This is a genomic window from Salinispora pacifica DSM 45544 (genome assembly GCF_000378845.1).
GTDB lineage: Bacteria > Actinomycetota > Actinomycetes > Mycobacteriales > Micromonosporaceae > Micromonospora > Micromonospora pacifica.
The window spans coordinates 1,404,930-1,429,375 of record NZ_KB905359.1 but is presented as its reverse complement, the minus strand read 5'-3'; the positions used below and the strand labels follow the sequence as shown (position 1 = coordinate 1,429,375).

Sequence of the window (24,446 nt, the reverse complement as noted above, 5' to 3'; positions counted from 1 at the left end):
CGTCAGCCCCGCGCCACCTCGTACAGTCGCTCCGGAGTGACCGCCCCCACGATCAGCCGGCCGTCGTCGGTGAGCAGCGCCGTCACCAGCTCGCTGCGGAACAGTCGACCGCTGCCCCAGTCACCCTGGACCGCCGGCAACTGACCGGCGAGCAGGTCCAGGTCGGGTGCCTCCTCGGCGGCAGCGGTGGGCCGCTCCGCCTCGTCGACCTTCGCGACGACAACCGTGGCCCAGCCCGTGCCGACGGTACGCAGGCCGGGCTGCCCGCCGCCGTCGGTTGGTCCCGGCTGCGTCGGCTGTTCGGGGTGTTTCGCCGCCTCGGGGTGCTCCCAGCCGTCCTCCTGCTCGGTGATTTGAACACCCGGCGGCGGGTTGAAGGTGAACTGGTCGGCATCCGGCCGGGCGTAGTCGATCTGGGTGAACGCCAGCTCGAACGCCGGAGGGTCCCCACCCTCGGCGAAGACCTCGAACCGCAGCGGCAGGTGTTCGGTCGCGTCGATGGCGATCCGGACCTGGTGCACCAGGGAGGCGGCGTCCCGGGGTTCGAGCACCAGCTCGTAGGCGTCCCGCCCGGCGACCGTCGCCGACCGCCCGACGCTCACCTCGGTCGTCGGATCAACCGCGGCGAGAGCCTGCGCGGCGGCCTCCTGCGGCGTCGTCGGCACCTCCGGTAGGTTCGCCACCTCCTCGCCCTCGGGTAGCACCCGGTGGGTAGCCGTGTTCGTGCGGCTGTTCCACAGCCACACGTCCCGTCCGTTGCGGATGAGGTCTCGCTGCCCGAGCGTGTCCACGAAGGCGATCCGCTGCTGGTCCGGCCCGGAGTGCCAGACCCGCAACGTGTGGGAGCCGGTCAGCAGGCTGGCCGGACCGTCCTCGGCGAGCAACCCGGCGATCGGGGGTAGACCGAGGTCGGCCCGCTGCACGACGGTGCCGGACAGACCCTCGAAGCGGGCGGTCTGGAGATCGACCAGAAGCTGGGCGGCGGATCGGGGCGGCAGGCTCGGCTCGGCTTCGGCGGCGAACCGGCCCAGCGCGGCGCCGCCGCCGATGACGGTCACGACGGCGGCCACCGGGACCAGCCACCGTAGGGCGGGACGGCTTCTCAGAACGGACATCGGGCACCTCCTGCCGACCATCCTGCCGGACACAACCTGTGCGGACGCTGAGTAGGTGATCGACGAAGCGATCGAGAATGTCAGTCACAACGTAACGGGCGAATCAACACCTACCTGGCGAGGTGCCTACCAGTGTGGCGTGCCCCGGATCGCCGGAGGCCGGGCCTGCTGATCCGTTGACTCCCACCAGCGTGATCAGGCATCGGTAGGGGCGGATCGATGCGGTGTGAGCAAGACAGCAGGTGATTGCGTCAGCAGTTGATCGTGATTAGGTTAGCCTCACCTAACTCGACTGGCGGGCGTCAGTCACGGATCACCCCTCGGAGCACGCACATGAGATTCCCCCTTTCCAGATTCGGTCTCGCCGCCACTCTCGCTCTGACAGTGACCGCCTGCGGCGGCGAAGCGGGAGAACCCGCCGACCCGACCGCAGCGGACGGGCGCACCGTGGCCGTCGAACACGCACAGGGTTCGACCACGGTGCCGGTCAACCCCGAGAAGGTCATCACATTCGACCTGGCGAGCCTGGACACCCTCGACGTGCTCGGCGTCCCGGTGACGGGGGTGGCCAAGGGCCATCTGCCGTCCTATCTCGACAAGTACAACGGCGACGAGTATGTCAACGCGGGCACCCTGTTCGAGCCCGACTTCGAAGCCGTCAACGCCGCCGAGCCGGATCTGATCCTCGTGGCGAACCGTTCGGCGAAGGCCTACGACGAGCTGAGCAAGATCGCTCCCACCGTCGACCTGACCCTCGACTGGACGAGCTTCAAGTCGAGCTTCGTGACGAACACCGAGAAGCTGGGAACGATCTTCGACAAGCAGGATGAGGTCACAGCAGCGCTCACCGACATCAGCACGAAGATCAGCAAGGCCAGGGAGAACGCCGCCGACGCGGGTAGTGGCCTGATCGTGCTCACCAGCGCCGGCGAGGTCACCGCATTCGGACCAGGTTCCCGCTTCGGCTGGCTGCACGACGAATTCGGCGTGACGCCCGCCATCGCCGACGTCGAGGCCGCCACCCACGGTGACCCCATATCGTTCGAGTTCATCCTGGAGACCAACCCCGACTGGCTCTTCGTCGTCGATCGGGACGCCGCCACCGGTGAGGGTACGAAGACCGCACAGGAGGTTCTCGACAACGAGATCGTCGCCAGGACCACCGCCTGGTCCACGCAGCAGGTCGTCTACCTCGACCCGGTGCCGTGGTACGTCGTGATGAGTGGACTGAACGCCGTGAACCAGATGATCGACGAGGTCACCACCGGCCTCGCCAAGTGATTCGACGTATCGGGGCGACGCCGGCGGCCGTGGTCGCGGGCGTCGCCCTGACGGCGGCGCTCGCGCTGGTCAGCGTCTTCGTCGGCGTCGCCGACGTGACACCGGGAAGCCTGCTGCGCGGCGGGTCGGACGGCGAAGCGGCGCTGCTGCTGGCCGCCAGCCGGCTGCCACGCACCATCGCGCTGGTGCTCGCCGGAGCAGCCAGTGCCATCGCTGGGTTGATCATGCAGATGCTGGTCCGCAATCGGTTCGTCGAGCCGTCCACCACGGGAACCACCGAAGCCGCCGCCCTCGGCCTGCTGGTGGTCACGGTGACCGCACCCGGGCTGCCGTTGACCGGCAAGATGGCCGTGGCCATCGGGTTCGCCCTGGTCGGCACCGCCCTGTTTCTCCTGCTACTTCGCCGGCTTCCGGTGCGCACGGTCGTTCTGGTGCCGCTGGTCGGCATCATGCTCGGTTCGGTCATCGGAGCGGTGACAACGTTCTTCGCCTACCGGTTGGATCTGCTCCAGACCCTGGACACCTGGCTGACCGGAGACTTCTCCGGCGTCCTGCGTGGCCGATACGAGTTGCTGTGGGTGGCGTTCGCCGCGACGGCCGCCGCCTGGGTCGCGGCCGACCGGCTGACCGTCGCCGGCCTGGGCCGCGAATTCACCACGAACCTCGGCATGCGCTACGGGCGGCTGCTCGCCCTGGGCGTCACGGTCGTGGCCACCGTGGCATCGGTCGTCGTGGTGACCGTCGGTGCCATCCCGTTCCTCGGGCTCATCGTGCCCAACATCGTCAGCCTGCTACTGGGGGACAACGCGCGCCGGACGATTCCCTGGGTGGCCGTCGTCGGGGCGGCCTTCGTGCTGGTGTGCGACCTGATCGGCCGGGTGTTGCGGTATCCCTACGAGATCCCGCTCGGTGTGGTGGTCGGCGTCGTCGGCGCGGCGGTGTTCCTGTACCTGCTGCTCAGGAGCTCTGAACGTGCCCACTGACACGCTGAGCCAGGCCGTCACCGGGGTAGCTCCCTTCGTCCGGCGACACCGGGTCCGCCTCTGGATCCTCGCCCTGACGGGCGTGACGGTTCTCCTCGTGACCGTGTACCTGTTCACCGACGTGACCGGTTCCTGGGACTACGTCGTGCAGCTCCGTACCCGAAAACTCGCGGCGATGCTGCTCGTGGCGGTGGCCGTGGCCACGGCGACGGTCCTGTTCCAGACCGTTACGGAGAACCGCATCCTCACCCCGGCGATCATGGGGTTGGACGCACTCTACGTGCTGCTTCAGACGGTGCTGGTCTACCTCTTCGGGGCGAGCGCGCTGGCCGGCACCGATCCGGTGCTGCGATGGACGGTCGAGCTCGTCGTGCTGGTCCTGTTCGCCACCGCACTGTTTCAATGGATCTTCACTGGGGCGGGACGCAGCATCCACCTGCTGGTTCTGGTCGGTGTCCTCTTCGGCGTGCTCTTTCGCAGCGTGACCCAGCTGCTGCAACGGATGATCGACCCGGCGGAGTTCGCCGTGTTGCAGGACGCCTTCTTCGCGAGCTTCAGCGTGTCAGAACGTCTCCTCGGTCTCTCCGCTGTGACGATCACGCTCGCCGCTGCCGGCCTCGTGCTGGTCGGCCGGCAGCTTGACGTCCTCGTCCTCGGCCGAGCCCACGCGATCGGGCTCGGCGTGCACCATCGGCAACTCGTCGCGATCGTGTTTGCCCTGGTGTCGGTCCTGGTGGCGGTCTCCACCGCGTTCGTCGGGCCGATCACCTTCCTCGGGCTCATCGTCGCCAACCTCGCCTATCACCTCATCGGCAGTCACCGGCACTGGCACACGATCCCCGCAGCCATCCTGCTCGCGGTCATCTTCCTGGTCGGCGGCCATTTGCTACTCGAACGGGTCTTCGACCTCGGCACCGTGCTCGCGGTAGTGATCGAGTTCGTCGGCGGAATCTTCTTCCTCATCCTTGTCACCAGGAAGGGCACGCGGTGATAGTCCTCCAGTCGGTCACCAAGCGGTACGCGGACACCGCCGTCGTCGACGACGTGAGCATCGAGCTCGGGCATCCGGGGATCACGTCCGTGATCGGTGCCAACGGTGCGGGTAAATCCACCCTGCTGTCGATGATCGGACGGCTACTGCAGGTCGACAGCGGCACGATCACCGTCGACGGCCTGGACGTGACCACCACCCGAGGCGCGCTGCTGGCCCGCCGGCTGGCGGTGTTGCGGCAGGACAACCACCTCACCGCCCGACTCACCGTACGGGATCTGGTCGCCTTCGGCCGCTTCCCGCACGGTCGGGGCCGGCTCCGCCCGAGCGATCAGGAAGCCATCGACCGTGCCATCGACTATCTCGATCTTGATCCCGTGGGTGGCCGGTTCCTCGACGAACTCTCCGGCGGGCAACGGCAGCGAGCCTTCCTGGCGATGACGCTGGCGCAGGACACCGAATACCTCCTGCTCGACGAGCCACTCAACAGCCTCGACCTCCGGCACTGCGTGCAGACCATGCGACTGCTCCGACGGGCCGCCGACGATCTCGGCAAACGCATCGTGCTGGTCCTGCACGACATCAACTTCGCCGCCGCGTACTCCGACCGGATCGTCGCGATGCGTGCCGGGCGCATCCACGTTGCCGGGAAGCCGACCGAGGTCATCACGACGGGAGTGCTACGGCAGGTGTACGGACTCGACATCGCCGTTGCCGAGTTCGGAGGACACCCCATGGCGATCTACCACCTGTGACGTACCTGCACACACGTCCACCTCCGGAGCTGCCGGCCCCACCGTCCGATGCCGTCCTCCCAAAACGGCGCTTCCGACGTGCGTGGCCCGGTGGCACCCTTGACCCGTGCGACTGTTGGTGGTGGAGGACGAGGCGCGGCTGGCGGCCGCGCTGCACCGGGGGCTGCAGGCAGAAGGGTTCGCGGTGGATGTGGCCTCGACCGGGCCGGCCGGACTGGAGGCGGCCCGGCACGGCGAGTACGACGCGATGGTCCTCGACGTGATGCTGCCCGGCCTCTCCGGCTACGAGGTGGTCCGCCGGCTGCGTGCCGAGCGGCGCTGGCTGCCGGTGCTCATGCTCTCCGCCAAGGACGGCGAGTACGACCAGGCCGACGGGCTGGACTGCGGGGCCGACGACTACCTCACCAAGCCCTTCTCGTACGTGGTGCTGCTGGCCCGGCTGCGCGCCCTGCTGCGCCGCGGCGCACCGGAGCGGCCGGCGGTGCTGGCCGTGGGGGATCTCCGGCTGGACCCGGCCCGGCGGCGGGTGACCCGTGACGGCGTCGAGGTGGCCCTGACCGGCCGGGAGTACGCCCTGCTCGACTACCTGATGCGCCGTCCCGGCACGGTGGTCTCCAAAGTCGAACTCCTGGACCACGTCTGGGACGCCAGCGTCGAAACCGCCCCGAACGCGGTGGAGGTGTACGTGGGCTACCTGCGCCGCAAGCTCGGCCGAGACCGCCTGGAGACCGTCCGCGGGGCCGGCTACCGCCTCGTCACGGCATGACCGAACCCGCCGCCCCCGCCGATCGTCCCCGCCCCGGCACCAACCCCTCGCCAGCCGGCGACCCCCCGCCCGCCACCGGGCGCCGGGCGCGCGGGCGGCCCAGGGCCCCCCTTGGCCTCCGCGGACGGCTGATGGCGATCGGCCTACTCGGCGTGTCGGCGGGGCTCGCCGTCGGCGGCCTGGTGCTCCTGGCCGTGCTCAACTGGACTTTGCACCGCAACGTCGACACGGAGGCGCTGCGCACCGCCGACGCCATCGCCCTGCTGGCCGCCGAAGACGCCCTGCCCGACCCCCTGCCCGTCGCCGGCAGTCAGGTACGGGTACAGGTGGTCGACGCGCAGAGACGGGTCCGCGCCGCCTCCATCGACGCCGACCGGCTGGTGCCGATGGTCCGGCCGGAGCAGGTCGACCGCACCGCCCGAGCCGGCGTCACCGTGCCGGGGCAACGCATGGGGCTGACCGGGCCGATGCGGGTGGTGGCCGTCCCGGCCGGCACCGACGGCGACCCGCTCACCGTGCTGGTCGCCCGCTCGCTGGTGGACGTACGGCAGAGTATCCACGTCGTCCAGACCATCCTGCTGGTCAGCTTCCCGCCGCTGGTGGGCCTGCTCGCCCTCGTGGCCTGGCGGGCCGTCGGCGCGACACTGCGCCCGGTGGAGGCGCTGCGTCGGGGCGCCGAGGAGATCACCGGTCGGGACGGGCGCGGCCGGCTACCCGTACCGGCGTCGCAGGACGAGATCCACCGGCTCGCGGTGACCCTCAACGACATGCTGGATCGGCTGCGCGCCAGCCGGGACCGGGAGCGGGCGTTCGTCGCCGACGCCGCGCACGAACTGCGCAGCCCGCTGACCAACCTGCGGACCGAACTCGAGGTCGCGCAGCGGCTGGGGGAGCGGACCGACTGGCCCGCGGTTTCGGTGGACCTGCTGGCCGACACCGAACGGCTCGGCCGGCTCGTCGATGACCTGTTGCTTCTCGCCCGTCTCGACGAGGCCCCGCCCGCCCGTGGCACCGGGCCGGTCGACCTGGGTGCCCTGCTGGCCGAGGTGGCCGCTCGCTACCCGGCCCAGAGTGTCCACCGGGCACCGGCGGCATCGCCGCTCTGGGTAGTCGGGGACCCGGAGGAACTGCGCCGGGTGCTGGTCAACCTGGTCGACAACGCGGTACGGCACGCCCGCTCCCGGGTGCTGCTCGGCGGCGAGCCGGACGGGCCCGCGTACCACCGGGTGACGGTGACCGACGACGGGCCCGGCATCCCGGTGGCGGACCGGGAACGGGTCTTCGGCCGGTTCACCCGGCTGGACGCCGCCCGCGACCGGGACGCCGGCGGCGCTGGCCTGGGGCTCGCCATCGTGCGCGAACTGGTGCGGCGGGCCGGCGGTCGGGTCGAGCTCACCGACGCCGACCCGCCGCCGGGCCTGCGCGTCCGGGTGACGCTGCCCGCGCTGCCCCCCGACTAGCGGACGCGGCGTCAACCGCGATTGGTGCAGACCTCCTCGGACCGGGCGATCGTCTCCGTTGACCACACCACCGCCACCGCGAAGCAGTAGTCAACGCCACCATTGAGCCCGTACACGACGTATTCGGTGCTGCCGGCGGGCAGGTTGGCGAAAATGGTCTGCGACGCACCGGGCTGGCCCCCCGAGACCACCACCGGGCCCGCTCCGCCCTCCGGGTACGTCCAGCGCAGGGCGACGTTGTCCTGGTTGTCGGTCAGGGTCACCGCACCGGGCGGAGTGCTGGGCGAGGCCGCCGGAGCCTCGGTTGCCGGGTCCGTCGTCGGCGGCGGCGGCGCCGATCCGTCGAATCGGGACACCCCGGCGATCACCGCGGCCGTCCCCAGCAGCACCACCACCGCACCCACCACGAGCGGCAGCCGGTGCCGGGGCGGCGGTGTGGCGCGTGGCACCGGCACCGGCAACAGCCGCGACGGCTGGTCTGTCGGCCCATCGGACACCCCGTGGGGCTCGACTCGGCGGACCCCGTCGGCCTCCTCCAGGTGGGTAAGGGGCAACACCGCGGGGGGTACGGCGCCACCCCACTGTGCGGTTGACGACTCGCGCCACCACGGTTCGTGCTCGTCCGCCGGTAGATCCGGTGGGAAGAGCTCGGGTCGCTCGGGGAACGCGGCACCCTCCGGCGGCAGCCGGGGCGTCGGGACCGCGGGTGGCGGCGAATACCCAGCTGCCGGATGCTTCTCGGCCACTGACCGGTCCGGCTCCGGCTCCGGCTCCGGCTCCGGCTCCGGCTCCGGCTCCGGCTCCGGCTCCGGCTCCGGCTCCGGCTCCGGCGGAAAATACAGGTCGGTCGGGCGATATCCGGGCTGCGCTGGATGCTGTGGCCGGTCCGCATCCGGTCGCCCGTCGGGTAGCAGCCCGTAGTCGGGGAACAGCCCGTCCTCGGCGAGCGACCCGTCGTCGGGGAAGGACCGGTCCTCGGGTAGCGCTCTGTCGTCGGGTAGCGGAGAGTCTCCAGGGAGTGGCCGCTCCTCGGGCAGCGGCCCGAGCGGCCCGTCTCCCGGCGGGGGCATCCGAGCGGCCGGCACGATCGGGGCCCCCCGCCCGTGGGATGGGCAGCGGTGCTCCGGATCGGCGTCCGCCCGGCCCAGCGCGGCCACCTGCACCGCCAGCGGGTCCGCGACGGCCAGATGCTGGCGGCATAGCTCCTCGGCCAGCACCAGGCTCTCCTGTGCCAAACCGGCCAACCCGCAGTCGCGCTGCATGGCACCGAGCCGGGCGAGCATTTTGATGCCGCTGGGATGCCCATCGCCGTACACCTCGCGGTGCAGCTCCCACGCGTCCGCGAGCCGGTCGCGAGCCACCTGGCACTGGCCGCGAGCGTACTCCAGCGTGGCCAGATCGGCGTGCGCGGCGAGAACGCGAAGCGACTCCGGTCCATCCAGGGCCGTCAGCTCGATGATCACCTCTTGGTAGGTCCGGGCCGCGCGGGACCAACTACCGACCCGATGTAGCACCGCGGCCAGGGTGGCGGCAGCCGCGACAGTCCGTTCGTCCGAACGACCGTGCAGGCGGTTGCTGGCCGCGTACGCGTAGGCGGCCCAACCCCGCGCGGCCCGCGGTTCGCCGAGCCCCACCAGCACCCGCGCCTGCAGGCTCGCCAACTCGGCCAACTCGGCGTTGGCGTTGGCTGGCCGTGGGTCGGCGTCGGCCAACGCGTCGGAGAGGAGCCGCCGGGCGCCGGCGAGATCGCCGGTAGCCACCAGATGAAGCGCGTGGTCAGTCAGATCACCGAAGCCAGAAGGCACGCCCCATCGTGCTTAACCAGCGACGGGATGTACAAGTCCCGCGCCGGTTGGGTTTCCCGCCGTGCTGCTTTTGCTGGCCCCGCCGCCTCCGGCCCATCCGGGTACGGTAGAACCGATGGCGTGATGGACGGGGTGGTACGGGAACTGCTCGGCCGGCAGCTCGAAGCGTGGTTGCCCCGAGCAGTCGCGCGGGGGAGGCCCAGCGTCGTGGCGCTCGCGTACGGGCCCGGGGCCCTGCTCGCGGCCACTGACTCCGCCGAAGCGGTACTCGGCGTGCTCGCCGAGCACGCCGGCCAGCTTCGCGGGCGGCAGCTCACCGTGCTGGTGCTCGCCGACGGAGGTGCGGAACTCCCCGCCCGGCTGGGCGCGATCGAGGCGAGCCTGCCGGCCGAGATAGCCGTACACCTGGTGCCCGGCGGGCCCGCCCGGCTGCCGGTGGCGGTGAAGGCAGCCGGCGCCACCGGGGCGCCGCTGCTGTCGTACCTGGATGGGGCTGGCGCCACCGACCCCGGTGTGCTGGCCGCCAGTGCCGCCGGCCGCCCCGCCGAGCTCCTGCTGGTCACCGAGGCGAAGCCCGCGGCTGCTGGCCCTGCTGACCCTGCCGGCTCCGCGGCTGCATCTGCTGACCCTGCCGGCTTGGTGCGGGCCGGTCTCGCCGGTGCCGGTTTCCCACTCACCACCCAGGTCGACCTGGTGGCGGTGGACGGGTCACTCGCGCGGCGGCTCGCCCTCGGCGCCGGCCACGACCGGAGCCTGGAGGCGTTCAAGGAACACCTGTGGGCGGTGGAGGACGACACCGCGGTTCGCTATCGGGACCCCGCCGACCCGAGCGGGCAACCGCTCGACATCGCCCGCGCCCCCGAGTTGCTGGGCCAGGAACTCCTCGCCGAGCTGGCCCGCTCCGGCCCCCGCACCGTCACCGAGCTGCGCCGACACGCGCTGACCGCGACCGCGTATCGGTCAGTCGACGTGCAGCGGGCGCTCACCGGGCTGCTGCGGTGCGGCGCCGCCGTGCGCGACCCCGAGCACGGTCGACTCGGCGGTGACGTGGTCATCGCGGTGACCCGGCACCCGTAGCTGAGCGCCGCCGGCCTCGGCGGGCGGGCGCGGGCGTACCAGGGGCGCAACGCCCCGGGCGGCGCGGAACGACCCCGGGCTGACCCCGACCTCTCGGGTGAAGAACCGGCCGAAGTTGGTCGGCTCGGCGAAGCCGAGCCGTTGGCCGATTCGCGCCACCGGTTCGTCGGTCGCCGCGAGTAGGCGGCGGGCCTGCAACGCCACCCGCTCGTCCACCACCTGCTTCGCGCTGCGCCCGGTGACCGCCAGGCAGGCGCGGGTCAGGGTACGAACCGAGCAACCCAGCCGGTCGGCGTAGTCCTCCACCCGGCGGCTGCGCTGGTAGCCCTGCTCCAACTCGCGGCAGAGCAGTCGGAAGGTACCGGTCTCGGTGCGCGACGCCGACCGCGACGCGGGCTGCGGCCCCCCATCGGAGTCGGACAGCAGGGCCAGCCGAAGCAGCAGCGCCGCCAGCTGGTGGCGGAGCAGAGCGGCGGACTGTCCGCGATACTGTTCGCAGTCCGTCGCGAGCTGACGGACCCCGGTACTGATGGCCACTCCATCCGCACCGGTCAGCTCAAGCCGGGTCGGGGCCGCCTCCGGGTCAATGTCGAAGCCGTGCAGCGCCGCCGAGGCCCAGCGCACCACGATCGCACCCAGGCTGGGTGGCCCGCACCGAAGCACCTGGCCCGCCCGGACCCGCAGCAGTGTGCCCGGGTGGCAGGGGAGGGGGTGGAAGTCCACCTCAGCGCTGCCATGTCCCGCGATGACCAGGATGAGCAGGTCCTCCGTCAGCAGGACCGGACGCCGCCACGCCGGATCGGTCACCACGCCACCGAAGCCGAGCGCCGCGCTCACGGCGACGTCCGGGGTGCGATGAACAGCAGAGAACATCACCCGCGACGGTAGCCCCGTACGCCGATTCCCGCATCACCGTCCTCGCCGCGCGGTCCCATGCACGCGGCGAACCAGCACCAACGGGCCCGAAAAGGGGCTGCTCCGATTCCGTCGCCCCGACTCCGTTGTGCCGGCGGCAGGGTTGTGGGGACTGAGCGAGGCGGTTACGTTACCGAGCGGTAGGGGTGGATGGCGAAGGGACGGGCATGACGGATCTTTTCTCGGTTACCGGCAAGACCGTCCTGGTCACCGGCGGCTCGCGCGGGATCGGCCGGATGATCGCCGAAGGTTTCGTACGGGCCGGCGCCAAAGTGATCATCGCTGCCCGGAAGGCGGACGTCTGCGCGGCGGTCGCCGCCGAACTGTCAACGCTGGGCGAGTGCACGGCGGTCCCGGTCGACCTCAGCAGCGCCGCCGGCGCCGAGGCGCTCGCCGCCAGCGTACGAGAGCGGCACGACCGACTCGACGTACTGGTCAACAACGCGGGCGCCACCTGGGGCGCACCACTTGAGGCCTATCCGGAGAGCGCATTCGACAAGCTCTGGGCGGTTAACGTCAAGGCCGTCTTCCGGCTCACCACCGCGCTGCTGCCCGTACTGCGTGCCGCAGGCACCGCAGACGATCCCGCCCGGGTTATCAACATCGGCTCGGTGGACGGGATCCGGGTCCCGTGGATGGAGGTGTACGCGTACTCCGCCACGAAGGCGGCCGTGCACATGCTGACCCGCAGCCTCGCCCACCAACTCGCCGCCGAACACGTCACCGTCAACGCGATCGCCCCGGGCCCCTTCGAGAGCAAGATGATGGCGTTTGCCCTGGACGATCCCGCTTCTCGGGTTGCCATCGAGAAGCAGGTGCCGCTGGGCCGTATCGGCCGACCGGAGGACATGGCGGGCACCGCGATCTACCTGTCGTCGCGGGCCGGCGCCTACCTGACCGGCGCGGTAATCCCGGTTGACGGCGGCATCACCACCCACGGCTGAGCCGGCGTAGCCGGCGGTTGTTGCTTTCGCGTACCGACCGGGGTGGCCGGGGTCGCGCGGACTCGGCAGCTCCGCGCGGCCCCGGTTGACCGGTCACCAGATTGCGGTCCTTTCGATCCAGATTCCGGCCTCTCGATCTCAGCGTCCGGCGAGTAGCCGGTTCACCGCCGTGTCGACGTCCAGGTGCTCGGCCTCGCGGCCGCGCGCGACGACGACATAGGTCCGCCGCAGGAAGCGCACCAAGACGCTCCGCGGCACCTCAAACAGGGCGTTGCCGTCCGGGGACGACAACGCCAGGGCGACGAAGTCCCCGCGCGGGGTGGCCCAGGGCCAGACCCGCACATCGCCGATGCCAGCCGGCTCATCGAGGCCGGTCACCAGCAGTTCCCGTGCGAACGACCAGCTGACCGCCTCGCCACCGGCCGATTCCGCATGGAACAGGACGTGGACCGCATACGGATCAGCAGGGTCGTAGCGCAGACTGGCACGCACCGGCAAGGCCGTGGCGTCAGGTGCGACGAGCCTTAGCGACGTCTCGACCTCTACGGTCGTCGGTCGGATGACACTCATGGACGTTCTCCCCCCGGCACCGCTGCGGAACGCGCGTGTCCCGCTTTTCCCATACTCAGGTGCTGCCCCTAGCTACGCTCCGCCATACGCTGACTTCACCCAGTGGTGGGAAGGCCTTCGGAGTGTCCCCCAGAATGTGAAAGTTCCTGTAGGATTTCCGGTTCCACCCGTCCGCGGTGCCGCTTGGCATCAGGTGCTTCAGTCGTCGACTTACTCCGGTAACGTCCAGTCCACGGTCGCAGTGACGGGCGCGCGCCACACTGGGGGAAGGAAATGTGACAGGGTGATCCTCAGTGGATCGTGTCACGCCGTCGGGTCGACCGATCATCGCGACCCAGACGGCTGAACGGCGGGGGTGCTGGGTGTCGAACGAACAGCGGAGTAGACCGGGCCGATCCGGCTCGGACATGGGTGCACCGGCAGCGGGGGCGGCGCTGGTCGACACCCGGGGAGAACGGCCGCGGTGGCGCCAGCGAATCTCGACCACCCTCGCGTTGATTCGGGCCAACCCCACCGGCCGACTTGCCCTGAAGGTCTTTGTCGCGATCACCGGTGCCATCGTCGTCACGGTCGGAATCGCGCTGATCCCGCTGCCGGGCCCCGGCTGGTTGCTAGTGATCGCCGGCCTCGGGATCTGGGCGGTGGAGTTTCACTGGGCGCGGCGGTTGCTCACCTTTACCCGCCGGCACGTCTACGGCTGGACCAGCTGGGTTACCCGACAATCACTCTCAGTGCGGTTCGTTATCGGTGCGGTCGGTCTCGTCTTCGTGTCGACCGTCGTGTGGCTGTCGCTCAAGTACAGCGTCGGCTTCGACGTGGTGGCCTGGGTACTGGACCGCCTGGCGGCGAGCTGAGCCTCGGTTTGGGTTCGGCATTGGCGATCAGGTAGAGTCATCCGAGCCAACGGGCGATTAGCTCAGCGGGAGAGCGCTTCGTTCACACCGAAGAGGTCACTGGTTCGATCCCAGTATCGCCCACCACGTAGAGGGTCAGGTCACATCGATGACCTGACCCTCTTTTCATGTCCGGGTGACTAACTGGGTGACTACGAGCGCGTCGGCCCGAAGATGTCATCCATGACCCGCGCGCCTCCGAGGAGAACGGGTCGTAATTGATGCCGGTAGACCTTCTCGGTAACCGTGGTGCCGGCGTGCCCGCAGAGATCCGCGATCTCTTCGAGGCTTACCCCGCTGTCGGAGAGCAACGACACGAAGCTGTGCCGCAGCTCGCGGGGCGTCCAGGAGGCCGGGCCGGGGCCGGCGAGGGTAACGACCCGGCGGAAGGCCCGGCGGACGTTGGCCGCGTCGAGGGCGGTGCCGAGTGATGTGGTGAAGACCAGTCCGAGCGGTTGCCAGTCCTTGCCGGCGTCGGCCTGGTCCTGGCCCTGCTGCTGCCGGTGGAGCTGGAGGGCCGAGACGCAGCGTTGAGGAAGCGCGAGCGTCCGACGTGACTTCCTGGTCTTGGTGTCGCCGCCGGCCCGGACCGACCGCCACACCTGGACAGAGGGCGGCAACGGCGGGTCAAGGTGAGGTCGGCCGATCAGATCGATGTGATCCCAGCGCAACGCGCGGAGTTCTTCAGTGCGCGCTCCCGTCAGGAGCGACAGCACGACGTAGGCGTGAAGCCGCGTACTCTCAGCGGCATTCAGGATCGCCCGAGCCTGAGAGAGAGTGAGAGACTTGGAGGGCCGGCCCTCCTGCCCGCGCGGGACGGTGCACAGTGCAACGACATTGCGCTTCACCTTGTCCCGAGCCATGGCTCGATTGATCGAGCGGTTGAGGCACCCGTACAGGTCACTGAGGGTGCGGGTGCTTAGAGTGGTGGCCTTGTCGGCTAGCCATCGGTCGACATCCTGGGCGTGAAGCTCGCGGAGCTTGCGAGCGCCGAGGGCGGGAATGATATGGGTACGGCAGAGGATCACGCACTTGGTACGGGTGCGCGCCATGCGAGCGCACGCGGCAGACCAACTGCCGGCCGACAGCACCCTGCTTCGAAACTGGAAGCGATGGGAGTCGGGAAACTCTGAGCCGGATGGGTACTACAAGTCGCTCATTGCGGAGACCTTCGGCACCGTCACAGCTACGTTCTTCCCGCCTGCAACGCCTCGTGGAGAGGCTGACCTGATTGCTGGCACCGGCATGGAGACAGACGAGATTCTCGCCCGTCTCCGAAGCTCCGAGGTTTCTCACGCCACACTTGAAGCGCTTAAATTCACCGCTGATCGCCTGTGCTGCGAGTACCCCTATATGTCATCCGATCAGCTACGAATCGACGGTCGGTCCTGGCTACGGCGGATCACCGCACTAACTGATCGTCGGCTAACTCTTGGGCAGCACCAAGGGGTGTTGACCCTCGCCGGCTGGGTCGCTCTGCTCGTTGGCTGCGTGGAGTACGACATGGGGCTACGAAGCGTCGCTGGGGGGACCCGCAAGGCTGCCTTGACACTAGGCAACGAAGCCGGAAACACCGCCATCTCCGGCTGGGCCTACGAAATGCGAGCGTGGTACGCCCTAACCCAGGGCGACTACCGGGGCGTGATCGCAGCTGCTGAAGCCGGCGAAGCGGTGGCAGCCCATAGCGGCGCAGCCGTCCAACTGGCCGCGCAACTGCCAAGGCATGGGCTCGAATTGGCGACAGGCGGCAGGTGGAAACGGCACTAGACAAAGGACGTGTGCTGCTTGAGTCGTTGCCATATCCAGATGACACCGACCATCACTTCGTAGTGGACCCATCAAAGTTCGACTTCTACGCGATGGACTGCTACCGGATCGCTGGTGAGGACCGCCTTGCGGAGATGTACGCCCGAGAGGTCATCCGTTCATCTACGGATCCGGACGGAACCGAACGCAAACCAATGCGCAACGCCGAAGCGCGCATCACGCTCGGCGTCGTGGCAGCACGTGTCGGTGACCTCGATCAGGCGGTGACCTACGGTCGCCGGGCATTGGAGGGAGATCGTAAGTCATTGCCATCCCTCCTGATGTGCTCGAAAGAACTGGCGACGCTGGTGCGGGAGCGGTATCCGAAAGAGCCGGAGGCCGTTGCGTACCTTGACGAGGTTCGAGCCCTCAGCGCGAGCTGATCCCACCGGGGTTCTCGTCTGAACCAGCCCGGTTCGGGCGACCACCGACGCCAGGCCGAGGACGGCCTTCATGCCAGGAGACAACCCTGCTCGGGCGCCACATGTGGGTACGCCCGATCGTCGCGTCAGGCTCCGGCATCTGACCACGCTTCCGGTAGTTCGACACAGTCGCGATCTTGACGCCGAGGTACGCAGCGACATCGGAGGTGGTCCACCACTCCGCGGTTGTATCAGGGCCAGCTCCCATACAGCCATTCTCTCATCAAGTGGACCGCCAGAAGTTGTCCGGCGACCCTGGACGACTTCGGCTGTCCCAGGGGTGGGGGTCTAGTCCGCGAAGCGGTGGCAAGCCTGGGGGTCAAGTAGCAGGCCGGCCGCCGGGTAGGTCTCTTGGTTAGGTCAGGTAGTAGTTGCCTCTCCATCGGGCTCCTCGACTACCGAGAAGTTGTCGAAGTCACCGGCTGCCTCGCAGTCGAGCAGGTAGCGGAGTGCTTCTGCCGCGTCCTCGGAGCCGTCGGCCTCCAGGTGCGCCTTGGTGGCGTTCAGTCCTGCTCCGCAGAGCAGTTGGACGTCGATTGAGCAGTGGGCATCCCAGCTCGATTCCTTGGCCTGCCAGATGACGAGCACGTCGCTCAGTTGGCCGGCGTTGAACAGCTGCAGGCTGCACAGCTTCATGAGCTCCGTGTCCTGGTCATGCTGCTCAAGGTCTGCTTGGGCTTGGAGTATCTCGCGGATGTGAGGCAGGTCGGCGAAGGACGGTCGTAGGCCGTAGCGGCGAAGGCTTTCGTCTTCGTTCACGGGTCTCCCTTGCTGGACTTGGCACCGCTCCTGACGCGCCTTCGGCCTACGGTCTGGGGTCAGGCATCGAGCCGGACTTTGCGCGGCCGATGAGCTTTGAGGAGGCGCACCGGATGATCGTTGCTGCGTTGGACGGTGCGGGGGTCATCATCGCAGGCGATGACCAGGGCGCGGCCATCGGTCACCGTGCCTGAGCCCCGCCCGCTTCGGCGGAGTGTCACCCAGGTCCTGAAGCGATCTGTCACGCAGGTACCGAGACCGGACAGCCGGTTGCCGGCGGTGTCGGGTCTCAGGACCTGCGTGACAGATCAGTCTCGGGACGTGGGTGACACGTCCGGCTAGACGATCTTGTTTCTTGGTGTTCAGTCTGTCTCTTGGAGGGCCTGCACGAGAGTGTGGATGGTGCTGTAGAACTCGGTCCTTGGCCAGGGCGGTGTCTCCGGGGTGCCTTTCCAGGTGAGGTGGATGAGTGCCCAGCGTTCGGGAAGTTGAACGAGGATGTCATCCGACGCCTGGGACCTGGCAACGATCCTGGTGGGCTGGCCGTGCAGCGGGTGGCCGGGGGCCACCTCGATAAGAAGTTCGGTGTGCAGGGCTTTGCGTTGTTGTCGTTCGACGGAGTCGTCTCCACGTAGGTCCCACCACGGGTCGGTGAAGGTGGGTTGTTTCTCCATGGTCTCATTCTTGCGCAGTTCGTGGTGGTTCGGGCTTGCGGACCTTGAGGCGGGTGATGTCCTTGCCGGTGGTTCGGGGGACCTCGGTGAGGAGTTGATTGCCGTCGTAGACACGGAAGGTGGTGTCGCCGGCTTCGACGGTCAGTGTGCGACCGGCTTGGATTTTACCTACCTGGATGCGTTGGTCGGCGGCGACGAGGGTTCCTCGGTAGCTGACTCGACGTTCGACTCGCAGCGGTTCGGCTGGTGAGGTTGGTGGGGGTCCGGCGGGGCGGGCGTCGCGGATGTCGGCGATTTTGGCTGACGTCAGCGGGTTTGGCAGGCTTCGCAGCAGGATCCGTCGGCGCTGATCTGCATGAGGCCGCGGTCGACGGTGACGCGGCGGCCGGTAGCCAACGGGGTGTTGCCGGCCGGCGAGGCTGATCAGGCCGGTGGCGTTGACGAGCCGTTCGACCTCGATGGGGGCGCCGGGCTGGGCGGTGCCAGTGGTGATCGGTGGTCGGCCGTCGTCGGTGAGGAGTTGCCGCAGGCTGGCGGAGGTGAGCCGGGATGGGACGGTCTTGAGTCGGACGCCGTTGATGAGCAGGTGGACGACGGTGGCGTCGGCCCAGAGGGTGACTGGAAGCCCGGCTCGGGTAGGGCTGAGCCAGAACTGTTGCCCGCAGACGGTGAGGTTGCCCGAGGCGGGAACGAGGCGGGTGAGCTCCACGGCTAGGCCGACATCATCGCCGGTCGTCACTGGTGCGGCGGCAATGGTGGCTGAGGCGGCGGATGACGTCGGTGCTGATGGTGGGGGTGGCAGCGGTTCTCGGGGGGCGGGGTTGTGCTGGTCAGCGTCGGGGGCAGCCGCAGCGGCAGTTGCTCGTCAGCTAGCGGACTGGGGAACCGGTCGACCGGGAACGCCATCGCGAGGGATTGGTGCGGTCGTTGGGTGTTGTATTCGTGCCGGAACACGTTGATGGCAGCCTGGGCCTCCTCCGGGCTGGCCCAGACCTCGACATCGTCGAGGAGTTCGCGTTGTAAGGTCTGGTGGAACCGTTCGACCTTGCCGGGTCGTAGTCGGGGTGCGGGGTTTGGTGTTGCGGGCCGCGATGCCGTTCTCACGGCAGATGCGTTCGAATAGCACCTCGGCTGGGCGGGGCTGGTTGAACCGGCCGGTGAACTGCTTGCCGTTGTCCGTCAGGACCTCCTCGGGCATCCCGAACCGTTGCAAGGCTTCGGTGAAGGCCAGACACACGGCCCGGCCGGTTGCTCGGCGGACCACGGCCGCAATGACGCAGAACCGGGAGTGGTCGTCAACGCCGGTGACGACCTTTGCCTCACCACCGTCAGCGAGGCGGATACCACCGACGATGTCCAGCTGCCACAGCTCCATCGGTCGACTGCGTTCCCACCGCTTGTAGTCCTCACGACGACGGCGGCGAGGTGTCGGGGTGACCAGCCCGTGTCGGATCAGTACCCGATGCACCGTGATCCGCGACGGAACCGGCCCAGGACAGTCCCGGCGGCCTAGCTCGAAGACGAGACGACGGGCACCCCAGCGAGGATGGTTCCGGCGCAGCTCACAGATCAGCGCCTCCACCTCTGACGGAATCTGACTGGGCGAGGTATGTGGCCGGCTGGATCGATCGGCCAGCACTTCCAGCCCTTCGTCGGCATACCAGGCTAGCCAGCGATGCACCGCCTGGCGGGAGACGCCGAACCGTTCGGCGACATCTGTGACCGTCGAACCGGCGAGCACGTCCTGGACGGCCCGATACCGCTGTTCCATCACGCTCATCTCCACCAACACTTGGCGGAGTGTTACGCAGGTACTGATACCGATGTGTCACGCAGGTCCCGAGTACGGACACCCGGCTGCCGACGATGTCAAGTCTCAGGACCTGCGTGACAGATTGGTCTCGGGACGTGGGTGCACGTCCAGTTAGACGATCTTGTCTTGCTCGGCAGCGGTTTGGCCTGCCGGGTCGAATTTCTTCTGGTTGTGAACCCAGGTTTCGTACCAGGCATGGAAGTCGGCCTCGGGGGCGAGGCCATTGTCGGCGGCGCGGTCGTCAAACCAGACTTGGCCGCGGGCGGTTCCGGTGATGACGAGGCGGTGGAAGGCGCCGCAGCCGAACTCGGCAACGATCAGCGACCCGGTTGTCCATCGCTCGTCGAAGTACTCGTCTTCTGTCATTCTGTCGACTGGGCCAGGACGCCCTAGGACAGGTACGTCGTAGTCCGGATTCCATGCCTGGGTGTGAGGAAACGGTGTGGCCAGGTGACCGGACCGGAAGCGTTCCTCTCGGTCGACGTCTCTCATGCCTTCGCCGTGAAGGGGGAATAGTCCGTAGTGTGGTCCGGCACCGCCGTTACCTACCTCGAGGAGGAAGGTGCGGTAGTTCTCTGGCAGCGTGACCCGGTGTTGCGCCTCGAAGGCGGCCACATCGGCTTCGCTGAGGGTGGGTCCGAGTCGGTGCTGATGGCGGCTGGCGCCGAACCTTTGCAGGCCGGGGTCTGCAACGCGTATTGCCGCCAGCCGGGCGTGGATGTCGTTGGCGTCCCACATCTCTGTCACTCCATTCGCTGTGTCGTCAGCCTACGGACTTCTGCCGGCAGAGTTGCTAACGTTCTTGATCAAGGCGGTTCCGGCTTCTCGACGGTGACGGTGCGGCCGGCGTGGCCGATCCCGATGTGGATGTCCTGGCCGGCGATACGAGGGTGCCGTCATCGGTCACCGTGCCCAAGCCCGCCCGTCACAGCGGAGTGTCACGCAGGTCCTGATACCGATGTGTCACGCAGGTTCCGAGACCGGACACCACGACTGAAGCGACTAAGCTGCCTGGTCTCGCATGATGGTTGACGAAACGGCGTCGCAGGATGTTTGACACCGGGTCATGATCGGATACTGGTCGTGATCTGGTTGTTGGCATCGATGGTATGGCGCGGCGGGGCGTGTCTGGCCGGGCGACTCCGTGTGTGGGGTTAGACAAGCCGGAGGACCTCTACGAGTTGAGAGAAGGTCGGGGTGACGGCCTGCCAGGAACATCGCTTCGGGTCGGTCCAGAAGTCGCTTGCGACGACCCGGGGGTCGGCGGGGTCGGTGCGATAGTCGAGAGCCATCGCAACGTCATCACCGGGGATGCGGTTGACCGCGATGAGGACTGCCTGTTCCACGTCGAGCCAGGGCAGCTCGACGCCGGCGGTGGCGATGCTTCCCCGTGTCTGCCGGAACAGGTGCGAGGAGGGCGGGTCGTCGGCAAACAGAGTGAGCGATCTGCTCTCGCGGCGCATCCCTTCGGTGCTGGTGAGAAAGTCCAGCGGAGATTCGAACCAGGGCATGAGATCATGCAGGGCGTCGTCACCTGGGTGCAGCCAGCGGCCACCGTTGACCAGTTCGATCAGCAAGGTGGGCAGCACCAGGCCATGCACGTGCAGGGCTTTGTCCACGCGGTCCTTCCCGTTCCTCAGCATGGTGCCGGCGGACCTGTTGGCCGGTAGGCACGGTGTTGATGGCGAGACTAGGCGTCGTGTCGAGGTCATCGCCGGGAGGTAGTTATCTGGTGCTTGGCCTTGGTTCGGTTCAGTTCGGTGGTGCTGCGGCGGGGAACGGCCGCGATCGGGGTCTCGGCGTCGTAGACGGTGATGGTGTGCTCGTCGAGGGCGACGGTGACGAGTTTGCGGGCGTGGACCTTGCCGATTTGGATGCGCTGTCCGGCGACTTGGATGCGGCCGTTGATGGACACGACCCGCTCGACGGTCGGGGCGGTGGCCGGTGGTGGGACTGGTGAGGCGGGTCGGGCGTCGCGGATGTGGCCGAGCGCGGTGGGCAGGAGTGGGCAGCGTAGGGTGCGGCGCAGCTGCCCGGCGTCGTCGATGACGTGCAGGAGGATGCCGTCGAGGCGGATCCGGATCCGTTGGCCGGCAAGGGGCATGCCGACGCTGATCTGCCGGCCGGCGGCGCTGATGCCGCCGCAGGCGTTGACGACCCGGTCGACCTCGACGGCGGTGGTGTGCGGCTCGACCGAGGGTAGTGGGGGTGGCCCGGCGGGGCTGCCGCCGTCGGCCACGAGCCGGGCGAGGTCGCGTTGGGACAGCCGGGATGGGCTGGACTTGATGCGGGCGCCGTTGGCGGTCAGGACGTGCAGCCGGTCGGTGTCGACCCAGATCGTGACGGGGGTGCCGGCGAGGGCGGGGCCGAGCCACACCTGCTGCTGGGCGACTGTCAGATTGCCCGATGGCGGAACCACCCGGACCAGCTGCACGGGCTGCGGGCGGCCGGTGGACACGGTCACCGAGGTGTCGACCTCGGCGGCGGGTGGCTTCCTCGGCGCCGGTGGGGCGGCGGGCAGCAGCCCGGCCGGCAGGCGAAGCGGCAGTGCCTCCGCTGCGAACCGGTCGCGTCCGGGGGTGGGTCGGTGGAAGCGGTCGGCGGGGAAGGCGTCGTCGATGCCCTGGTGCGGCCGGTCGTAGTTGTACTCGGTGACGAACAGGTCCACCGAGGCCTGGGCCTCCTCCAGGGTGGCGAATACCCGCCCATCCAGGCACTCACCCTGAAGACTCTGGTGGAACCGCTCCACCTTCCCGGTTGTGGTCGGGGAGCGTGGCTTGGTGTTGCGGGCCACGATGCCGTTCTCCCTGCAGATCCGCTCGAACAACACCTCACCCGGCCGGGGCTTGGTGAACCTGCCGGTGAACTGCTTGCCGTTGTCGGTCAGCACCTCACCCGGCAGCCCGAACCGGGCCAGGGCGGCGGCGAACGCGGCGCACACAGCGCGGCCGGTGGCCCGACGCACCACGGTGGCGATCACGCAGTAGCGGGAGTGGTCATCCAGCCCCGTGACGACCTTCGCCTCCGTGCCGTCAGCAAGGAGCACACCCCCGACGATGTCCATCTGCCACAACTCCATCGGCTCCGGACGTTCCCACCGCCGGTAGTCCTCCCGCCGGCGCTTCCGAGGCGCCGCCGGAACCAGGTTGTTGCGGCGCAGGATCCGATACACCGTCGCCCGAGCCGGCGCGGGAGTCACACCACGGCGCCTGGCCTCGAACCGCAGCCGACGCGGACCCCACCGCGGATGATCCCGGCGCAGCTCACACACCAAAGCCTCCGTCAAGGGATCTACCCGGTGCGGGCAGACATGCGGGCGATGCGACCGGTCCTCCAAGCCCTTGACGCCCTCAGCGGCATACCGGGCCAGCCAGTTGTGGATCGTCTGCCGCGACACCCCATACCGGGCCGCTACCTCCGTCTTCGGCATGCCACCCAGGCACTCCATCACGGCGTGAAACCGCTGCTCCATGACGCTCAACTCCGCGAGTCCCACCCGGTGCTCCTCCCGCCTGACTACAGACGAAAAGAGGGCCGGGCCGACCAGGTGTCAAACATCAACCGAGGCCGCCGTGTCAACCATCAACCGGCGCAGGACAACGAATGATTTTTGGACGTCCGTTGACGTTTTGAATGTCCGCTACTTCATAGCGGACAGCTCGAACCTGTTCGGAGCCACCATTCCGTGGTAGGGCGTACGGCCCGACGCGCCCGAGGTGGACCACACCGCCGGATGGCGGCGTGACGTGCGGGCGGGGAGTACCGTCGATGGCGGCAGGGCGTCGGGGTTTACCGCCGCGAGGTGGCCTGCTCCACTTCACGCAGCATGAGTACCAAACTCTGCGATCGACGGTCGGCCGGTAGGGCATCCATTGCCCGCTGGGCGTAGGCGAACCCGCCGGCGCTGTCACCGGCTTTGACCATCGTGAGTCCACGATGTAGCTCAATATGAGTGGCGAAGCGGGGGAGATCCCCAGGTCGGGTGCGGTCGGCCTCCTCTTGGGCCTCGGACCCGGGGCCGGGCATCCCGAGGCGGGCATACAACATGCTCCGGAACGTGGCCATCCGCCACGGCGGGACGGCGGTATCAGACACCTCGCCATCCGCCGATGCCACCTGGTCGAACACCCGCCGAGCATCGGTGTCGAGCGCGACGGCGCCGCTGCGGTCCCCGCGTCCGGCCGCCACGTGTGCCTGCGCCATCAACGCCTGGACACGTCCGAGTGACGGCCGGTCCGACAGTGCGACAGCCTGATCGGCGTACCGCCGCGCCGTGGTTAGCGCCGCCCCCTCGTAGGCCAACGCGATTGCGGCCCGGCCCCGGACCCATACCCGCACGGCGAGATCGTCGGAGCGGTCGGCGGCCACGCCGGCTAGGTCGTACCAGCGGATGGCCTCGGTGGGGTTGGGAGTGGTTTTGCCGTAGGTCACCAACGCCCTGGCGGCGTGTGACCACATGGCCGGCGTGTCCAGGTGCTGTTGCAGGATCACAAGGTCGTTCGCGAGGCGGGACTGAAGCGCCACGGCTCCCACCGCCATGTAGTCCCGACCGTACTGGTCGACCCGCTCCCGCCAGTCCTCCTCAGCAGTCCGGCCGCGTAGCGCAGCGCTGAAACCGGCCCGGATCAGTTCGCCGGCCACGACCGGGCCGACGACGCCGGCCGCCAGGCCGAACATCTGTCGACGCCTCATCTCACCCTCCCCCAGGAGCCGCGCGTAGGCGAGCACGATGTCGGGCGTTGCTGTCCTCCGCCCAGCCTCGACATTGCTCAGGTGTGACACCGAGTACGAGGTACGAGCGGCCATTGAGGCCAATGTAACCCCGGCCTCGGTACGAGTCTGCCGGAGTTGGGTGCCGAGATCGTCCACACGTCCCCCTGCTGAAAGCCCTGAAAACATTGACCTCCTTCCGAGCGTAGTCCCGTAGTCGCACGCTGAAATCACACGACGCGGCCGGATGGATGTCCGAGGCGCCAGGGTGAGGGAGCACGCGCATGATCCGGCTGTTCCGCAAACGCCGCCGTTCCGCGCGGTTGGACGCCACTGGTCCTGCCACGGTGTATTCGGCGCGGGCCGGCGCCTACCGCCCGCTGTGGGACCAACCGACGGTGATCCTTGATAGTCGGCCGTTGATGACCCGGTTGGCCCGGCAGCGGGCCTGCTCCCGGTGATGGCCACCCACGCCCGGCCGCGCTCCGGCAGTCTGTCGACGGTCCAGCTACGCAACCGGATGATCCTGTCCGCCCGGCGGATCATCACCGAGCACTGGCCGCGGATCGACCGGTGCCCGATCTGCCGGTCCGCATGGCCGTGTCCGCCCACCGAAACCGCCTACGACTACCTCGGCTCGGTCGGGCAGGGCAACTGGGCTCCACCGCAGCGCGCCGGGAGCCGGCGTTGAACCCGGCGACGCGACC

Annotated in this window: 24 protein-coding genes, 1 tRNA gene and 1 pseudogene; 14 read left to right on the top strand and 12 right to left on the bottom strand. The window is 68.7% G+C overall.

Annotated elements, in window-relative coordinates; translation table 11 throughout:
* Positions 1-2: 2 nt before the first annotated feature.
* The gene (locus SALPAC3_RS0106435; RefSeq protein ID WP_018220441.1) at positions 3-1,115 is read right to left on the bottom strand and encodes a LolA family protein; all 1,113 of its coding nucleotides are present in this window, start codon (positions 1,113-1,115) and stop codon (positions 3-5) included.
* Between the two features lie 333 nt (positions 1,116-1,448).
* Between SALPAC3_RS0106435 and SALPAC3_RS0106430 the strand changes: the two genes are divergently transcribed.
* The 6 genes from SALPAC3_RS0106430 (at position 1,449) to SALPAC3_RS0106405 (ending at position 7,351) form a co-directional block, all read left to right on the top strand.
* The gene (locus tag SALPAC3_RS0106430) at positions 1,449-2,396 is read left to right on the top strand and encodes a siderophore ABC transporter substrate-binding protein (RefSeq protein WP_026185293.1); all 948 of its coding nucleotides are present in this window, start codon (positions 1,449-1,451) and stop codon (positions 2,394-2,396) included.
* Entirely contained in the window at positions 2,393-3,379 is a 987-nt protein-coding gene (locus tag SALPAC3_RS0106425) for an ABC transporter permease (RefSeq protein WP_018220439.1), read from the top strand. Before SALPAC3_RS0106430 ends, SALPAC3_RS0106425 begins: the two co-directional genes overlap by 4 nt.
* Positions 3,369-4,370 (top strand): iron chelate uptake ABC transporter family permease subunit, encoded by a 1,002-nt coding sequence (locus tag SALPAC3_RS0106420; RefSeq protein ID WP_018220438.1) that lies wholly within the window; start codon positions 3,369-3,371, stop codon positions 4,368-4,370. Before SALPAC3_RS0106425 ends, SALPAC3_RS0106420 begins: the two co-directional genes overlap by 11 nt.
* A complete protein-coding gene (locus tag SALPAC3_RS0106415; RefSeq protein WP_018220437.1) occupies positions 4,367-5,125 on the top strand; it encodes an iron ABC transporter ATP-binding protein in 759 nt (252 codons plus the stop codon). The genes SALPAC3_RS0106420 and SALPAC3_RS0106415 overlap by 4 nt, the downstream gene beginning before the upstream one ends.
* Before the next feature lie 106 nt (positions 5,126-5,231).
* Positions 5,232-5,891 (top strand): response regulator transcription factor, encoded by a 660-nt coding sequence (locus tag SALPAC3_RS0106410; RefSeq protein WP_018220436.1) that lies wholly within the window; start codon positions 5,232-5,234, stop codon positions 5,889-5,891.
* Positions 5,892-6,022: 131 nt separating this feature from the next.
* Complete coding sequence (locus tag SALPAC3_RS0106405; protein WP_018220435.1) at positions 6,023-7,351, top strand: sensor histidine kinase; 1,329 nt, start codon at positions 6,023-6,025, stop codon at positions 7,349-7,351.
* Positions 7,352-7,362: 11 nt separating this feature from the next.
* On the opposite strand, the gene SALPAC3_RS0106400 is transcribed toward SALPAC3_RS0106405, so the two are convergent.
* Positions 7,363-9,111 carry a hypothetical protein gene (locus SALPAC3_RS0106400; RefSeq protein WP_033774822.1) on the bottom strand — a complete coding sequence of 583 codons (1,749 nt, stop codon included), beginning with the start codon at positions 9,109-9,111 and terminating at the stop codon, positions 7,363-7,365.
* Positions 9,112-9,279: 168 nt separating this feature from the next.
* On the opposite strand from SALPAC3_RS0106400, the gene SALPAC3_RS27870 reads away from it, so the two are divergent.
* The gene (locus SALPAC3_RS27870) at positions 9,280-10,233 is read left to right on the top strand and encodes a hypothetical protein (protein ID WP_155253897.1); all 954 of its coding nucleotides are present in this window, start codon (positions 9,280-9,282) and stop codon (positions 10,231-10,233) included.
* On the opposite strand, the gene SALPAC3_RS0106385 is transcribed toward SALPAC3_RS27870, so the two are convergent.
* Positions 10,117-11,106 (bottom strand): helix-turn-helix transcriptional regulator, encoded by a 990-nt coding sequence (locus tag SALPAC3_RS0106385; RefSeq protein WP_018220431.1) that lies wholly within the window; start codon positions 11,104-11,106, stop codon positions 10,117-10,119. The genes SALPAC3_RS27870 and SALPAC3_RS0106385 overlap by 117 nt on opposite strands.
* A gap of 209 nt (positions 11,107-11,315) precedes the next feature.
* Between SALPAC3_RS0106385 and SALPAC3_RS0106380 the strand changes: the two genes are divergently transcribed.
* The gene (locus SALPAC3_RS0106380; protein ID WP_018220430.1) at positions 11,316-12,092 is read left to right on the top strand and encodes a RhlG family 3-oxoacyl-ACP reductase; all 777 of its coding nucleotides are present in this window, start codon (positions 11,316-11,318) and stop codon (positions 12,090-12,092) included.
* 138 nt (positions 12,093-12,230) lie between these two features.
* Here the strand turns inward: SALPAC3_RS0106380 and SALPAC3_RS0106375 are convergent, their stop codons facing one another.
* Positions 12,231-12,662 carry an SsgA family sporulation/cell division regulator gene (locus tag SALPAC3_RS0106375; RefSeq protein ID WP_011905498.1) on the bottom strand — a complete coding sequence of 144 codons (432 nt, stop codon included), beginning with the start codon at positions 12,660-12,662 and terminating at the stop codon, positions 12,231-12,233.
* Positions 12,663-12,955: 293 nt separating this feature from the next.
* Between SALPAC3_RS0106375 and SALPAC3_RS0106370 the strand changes: the two genes are divergently transcribed.
* Both SALPAC3_RS0106370 and SALPAC3_RS0106365 read left to right on the top strand, forming a co-directional pair.
* A complete protein-coding gene (locus tag SALPAC3_RS0106370; protein WP_026185292.1) occupies positions 12,956-13,516 on the top strand; it encodes a TIGR02611 family protein in 561 nt (186 codons plus the stop codon).
* 51 nt (positions 13,517-13,567) lie between these two features.
* Positions 13,568-13,642: transfer RNA gene (locus tag SALPAC3_RS0106365), tRNA-Val, on the top strand.
* 65 nt (positions 13,643-13,707) lie between these two features.
* Here SALPAC3_RS0106365 and SALPAC3_RS25420 read toward each other — a convergent pair.
* Positions 13,708-14,607: a site-specific integrase gene (locus SALPAC3_RS25420; protein WP_018220428.1), complete on the bottom strand. Its 900-nt coding sequence runs from the start codon at positions 14,605-14,607 to the stop codon at positions 13,708-13,710.
* Between SALPAC3_RS25420 and SALPAC3_RS27865 the strand changes: the two genes are divergently transcribed.
* The gene (locus SALPAC3_RS27865; RefSeq protein ID WP_157632311.1) at positions 14,606-15,322 is read left to right on the top strand and encodes a hypothetical protein; all 717 of its coding nucleotides are present in this window, start codon (positions 14,606-14,608) and stop codon (positions 15,320-15,322) included. The genes SALPAC3_RS25420 and SALPAC3_RS27865 overlap by 2 nt on opposite strands.
* Entirely contained in the window at positions 15,307-15,744 is a 438-nt protein-coding gene (locus SALPAC3_RS0106355; RefSeq protein WP_232430468.1) for a tetratricopeptide repeat protein, read from the top strand. The genes SALPAC3_RS27865 and SALPAC3_RS0106355 overlap by 16 nt, the downstream gene beginning before the upstream one ends.
* A gap of 399 nt (positions 15,745-16,143) precedes the next feature.
* Here the strand turns inward: SALPAC3_RS0106355 and SALPAC3_RS25415 are convergent, their stop codons facing one another.
* The 7 genes and pseudogenes from SALPAC3_RS25415 to SALPAC3_RS0106315 form a co-directional block, all read right to left on the bottom strand.
* The gene (locus tag SALPAC3_RS25415; protein ID WP_018220426.1) at positions 16,144-16,542 is read right to left on the bottom strand and encodes a hypothetical protein; all 399 of its coding nucleotides are present in this window, start codon (positions 16,540-16,542) and stop codon (positions 16,144-16,146) included.
* 362 nt (positions 16,543-16,904) lie between these two features.
* Positions 16,905-17,216, bottom strand: coding sequence for a hypothetical protein (locus SALPAC3_RS28265; RefSeq protein WP_018220424.1), 312 nt, complete (start codon positions 17,214-17,216; stop codon positions 16,905-16,907).
* Between the two features lie 4 nt (positions 17,217-17,220).
* Positions 17,221-18,996 (bottom strand): annotated as a pseudogene (locus SALPAC3_RS25405) (IS481 family transposase).
* A gap of 144 nt (positions 18,997-19,140) precedes the next feature.
* Positions 19,141-19,767 carry an SMI1/KNR4 family protein gene (locus SALPAC3_RS25400; protein ID WP_018220423.1) on the bottom strand — a complete coding sequence of 209 codons (627 nt, stop codon included), beginning with the start codon at positions 19,765-19,767 and terminating at the stop codon, positions 19,141-19,143.
* A gap of 416 nt (positions 19,768-20,183) precedes the next feature.
* The gene (locus SALPAC3_RS0106325) at positions 20,184-20,648 is read right to left on the bottom strand and encodes a hypothetical protein (protein ID WP_018220422.1); all 465 of its coding nucleotides are present in this window, start codon (positions 20,646-20,648) and stop codon (positions 20,184-20,186) included.
* Between the two features lie 89 nt (positions 20,649-20,737).
* Positions 20,738-22,510, bottom strand: coding sequence for an IS481 family transposase (locus tag SALPAC3_RS0106320; RefSeq protein WP_408640412.1), 1,773 nt, complete (start codon positions 22,508-22,510; stop codon positions 20,738-20,740).
* 308 nt (positions 22,511-22,818) lie between these two features.
* Positions 22,819-23,898 carry a helix-turn-helix domain-containing protein gene (locus SALPAC3_RS0106315; protein WP_026185291.1) on the bottom strand — a complete coding sequence of 360 codons (1,080 nt, stop codon included), beginning with the start codon at positions 23,896-23,898 and terminating at the stop codon, positions 22,819-22,821.
* 125 nt (positions 23,899-24,023) lie between these two features.
* Here SALPAC3_RS0106315 and SALPAC3_RS28260 point away from each other — a divergent pair, with 125 nt between their 5' ends.
* Both SALPAC3_RS28260 and SALPAC3_RS0106305 read left to right on the top strand, forming a co-directional pair.
* Positions 24,024-24,200, top strand: a complete 177-nt coding sequence (locus SALPAC3_RS28260) for a hypothetical protein (protein ID WP_018220419.1) — start codon at positions 24,024-24,026, stop codon at positions 24,198-24,200.
* Complete coding sequence (locus SALPAC3_RS0106305; RefSeq protein WP_018220418.1) at positions 24,200-24,430, top strand: hypothetical protein; 231 nt, start codon at positions 24,200-24,202, stop codon at positions 24,428-24,430. The genes SALPAC3_RS28260 and SALPAC3_RS0106305 overlap by 1 nt, the downstream gene beginning before the upstream one ends.
* The last annotated feature ends 16 nt before the right edge of the window (positions 24,431-24,446 follow it).

Excerpts from the sequence above, each read along its gene's own strand:
- SALPAC3_RS0106435 (WP_018220441.1), bottom strand. The coding sequence starts at position 1,115 with ATGTCCGTTCTGAGAAGCCGTCCCGCCCTACGGTGGCTGGTCCCGGTG.
- SALPAC3_RS28260 (WP_018220419.1), top strand. The coding sequence starts at position 24,024 with ATGATCCGGCTGTTCCGCAAACGCCGCCGTTCCGCGCGGTTGGACGCC.
- SALPAC3_RS0106375 (WP_011905498.1), bottom strand. The coding sequence starts at position 12,662 with ATGAGTGTCATCCGACCGACGACCGTAGAGGTCGAGACGTCGCTAAGG.
- SALPAC3_RS0106430 (WP_026185293.1), top strand. The coding sequence starts at position 1,449 with ATGAGATTCCCCCTTTCCAGATTCGGTCTCGCCGCCACTCTCGCTCTG.
- SALPAC3_RS0106305 (WP_018220418.1), top strand. The coding sequence starts at position 24,200 with ATGGCCACCCACGCCCGGCCGCGCTCCGGCAGTCTGTCGACGGTCCAG.
- SALPAC3_RS25420 (WP_018220428.1), bottom strand. The coding sequence starts at position 14,607 with ATGGCGCGCACCCGTACCAAGTGCGTGATCCTCTGCCGTACCCATATC.
- SALPAC3_RS28265 (WP_018220424.1), bottom strand. The coding sequence starts at position 17,216 with ATGGAGAAACAACCCACCTTCACCGACCCGTGGTGGGACCTACGTGGA.
- SALPAC3_RS0106385 (WP_018220431.1), bottom strand. The coding sequence starts at position 11,106 with ATGTTCTCTGCTGTTCATCGCACCCCGGACGTCGCCGTGAGCGCGGCG.
- SALPAC3_RS25400 (WP_018220423.1), bottom strand. The coding sequence starts at position 19,767 with ATGTGGGACGCCAACGACATCCACGCCCGGCTGGCGGCAATACGCGTT.
- SALPAC3_RS27865 (WP_157632311.1), top strand. The coding sequence starts at position 14,606 with ATGCGAGCGCACGCGGCAGACCAACTGCCGGCCGACAGCACCCTGCTT.
- SALPAC3_RS27870 (WP_155253897.1), top strand. The coding sequence starts at position 9,280 with ATGGACGGGGTGGTACGGGAACTGCTCGGCCGGCAGCTCGAAGCGTGG.
- SALPAC3_RS0106405 (WP_018220435.1), top strand. The coding sequence starts at position 6,023 with ATGGCGATCGGCCTACTCGGCGTGTCGGCGGGGCTCGCCGTCGGCGGC.
- SALPAC3_RS0106380 (WP_018220430.1), top strand. The coding sequence starts at position 11,316 with ATGACGGATCTTTTCTCGGTTACCGGCAAGACCGTCCTGGTCACCGGC.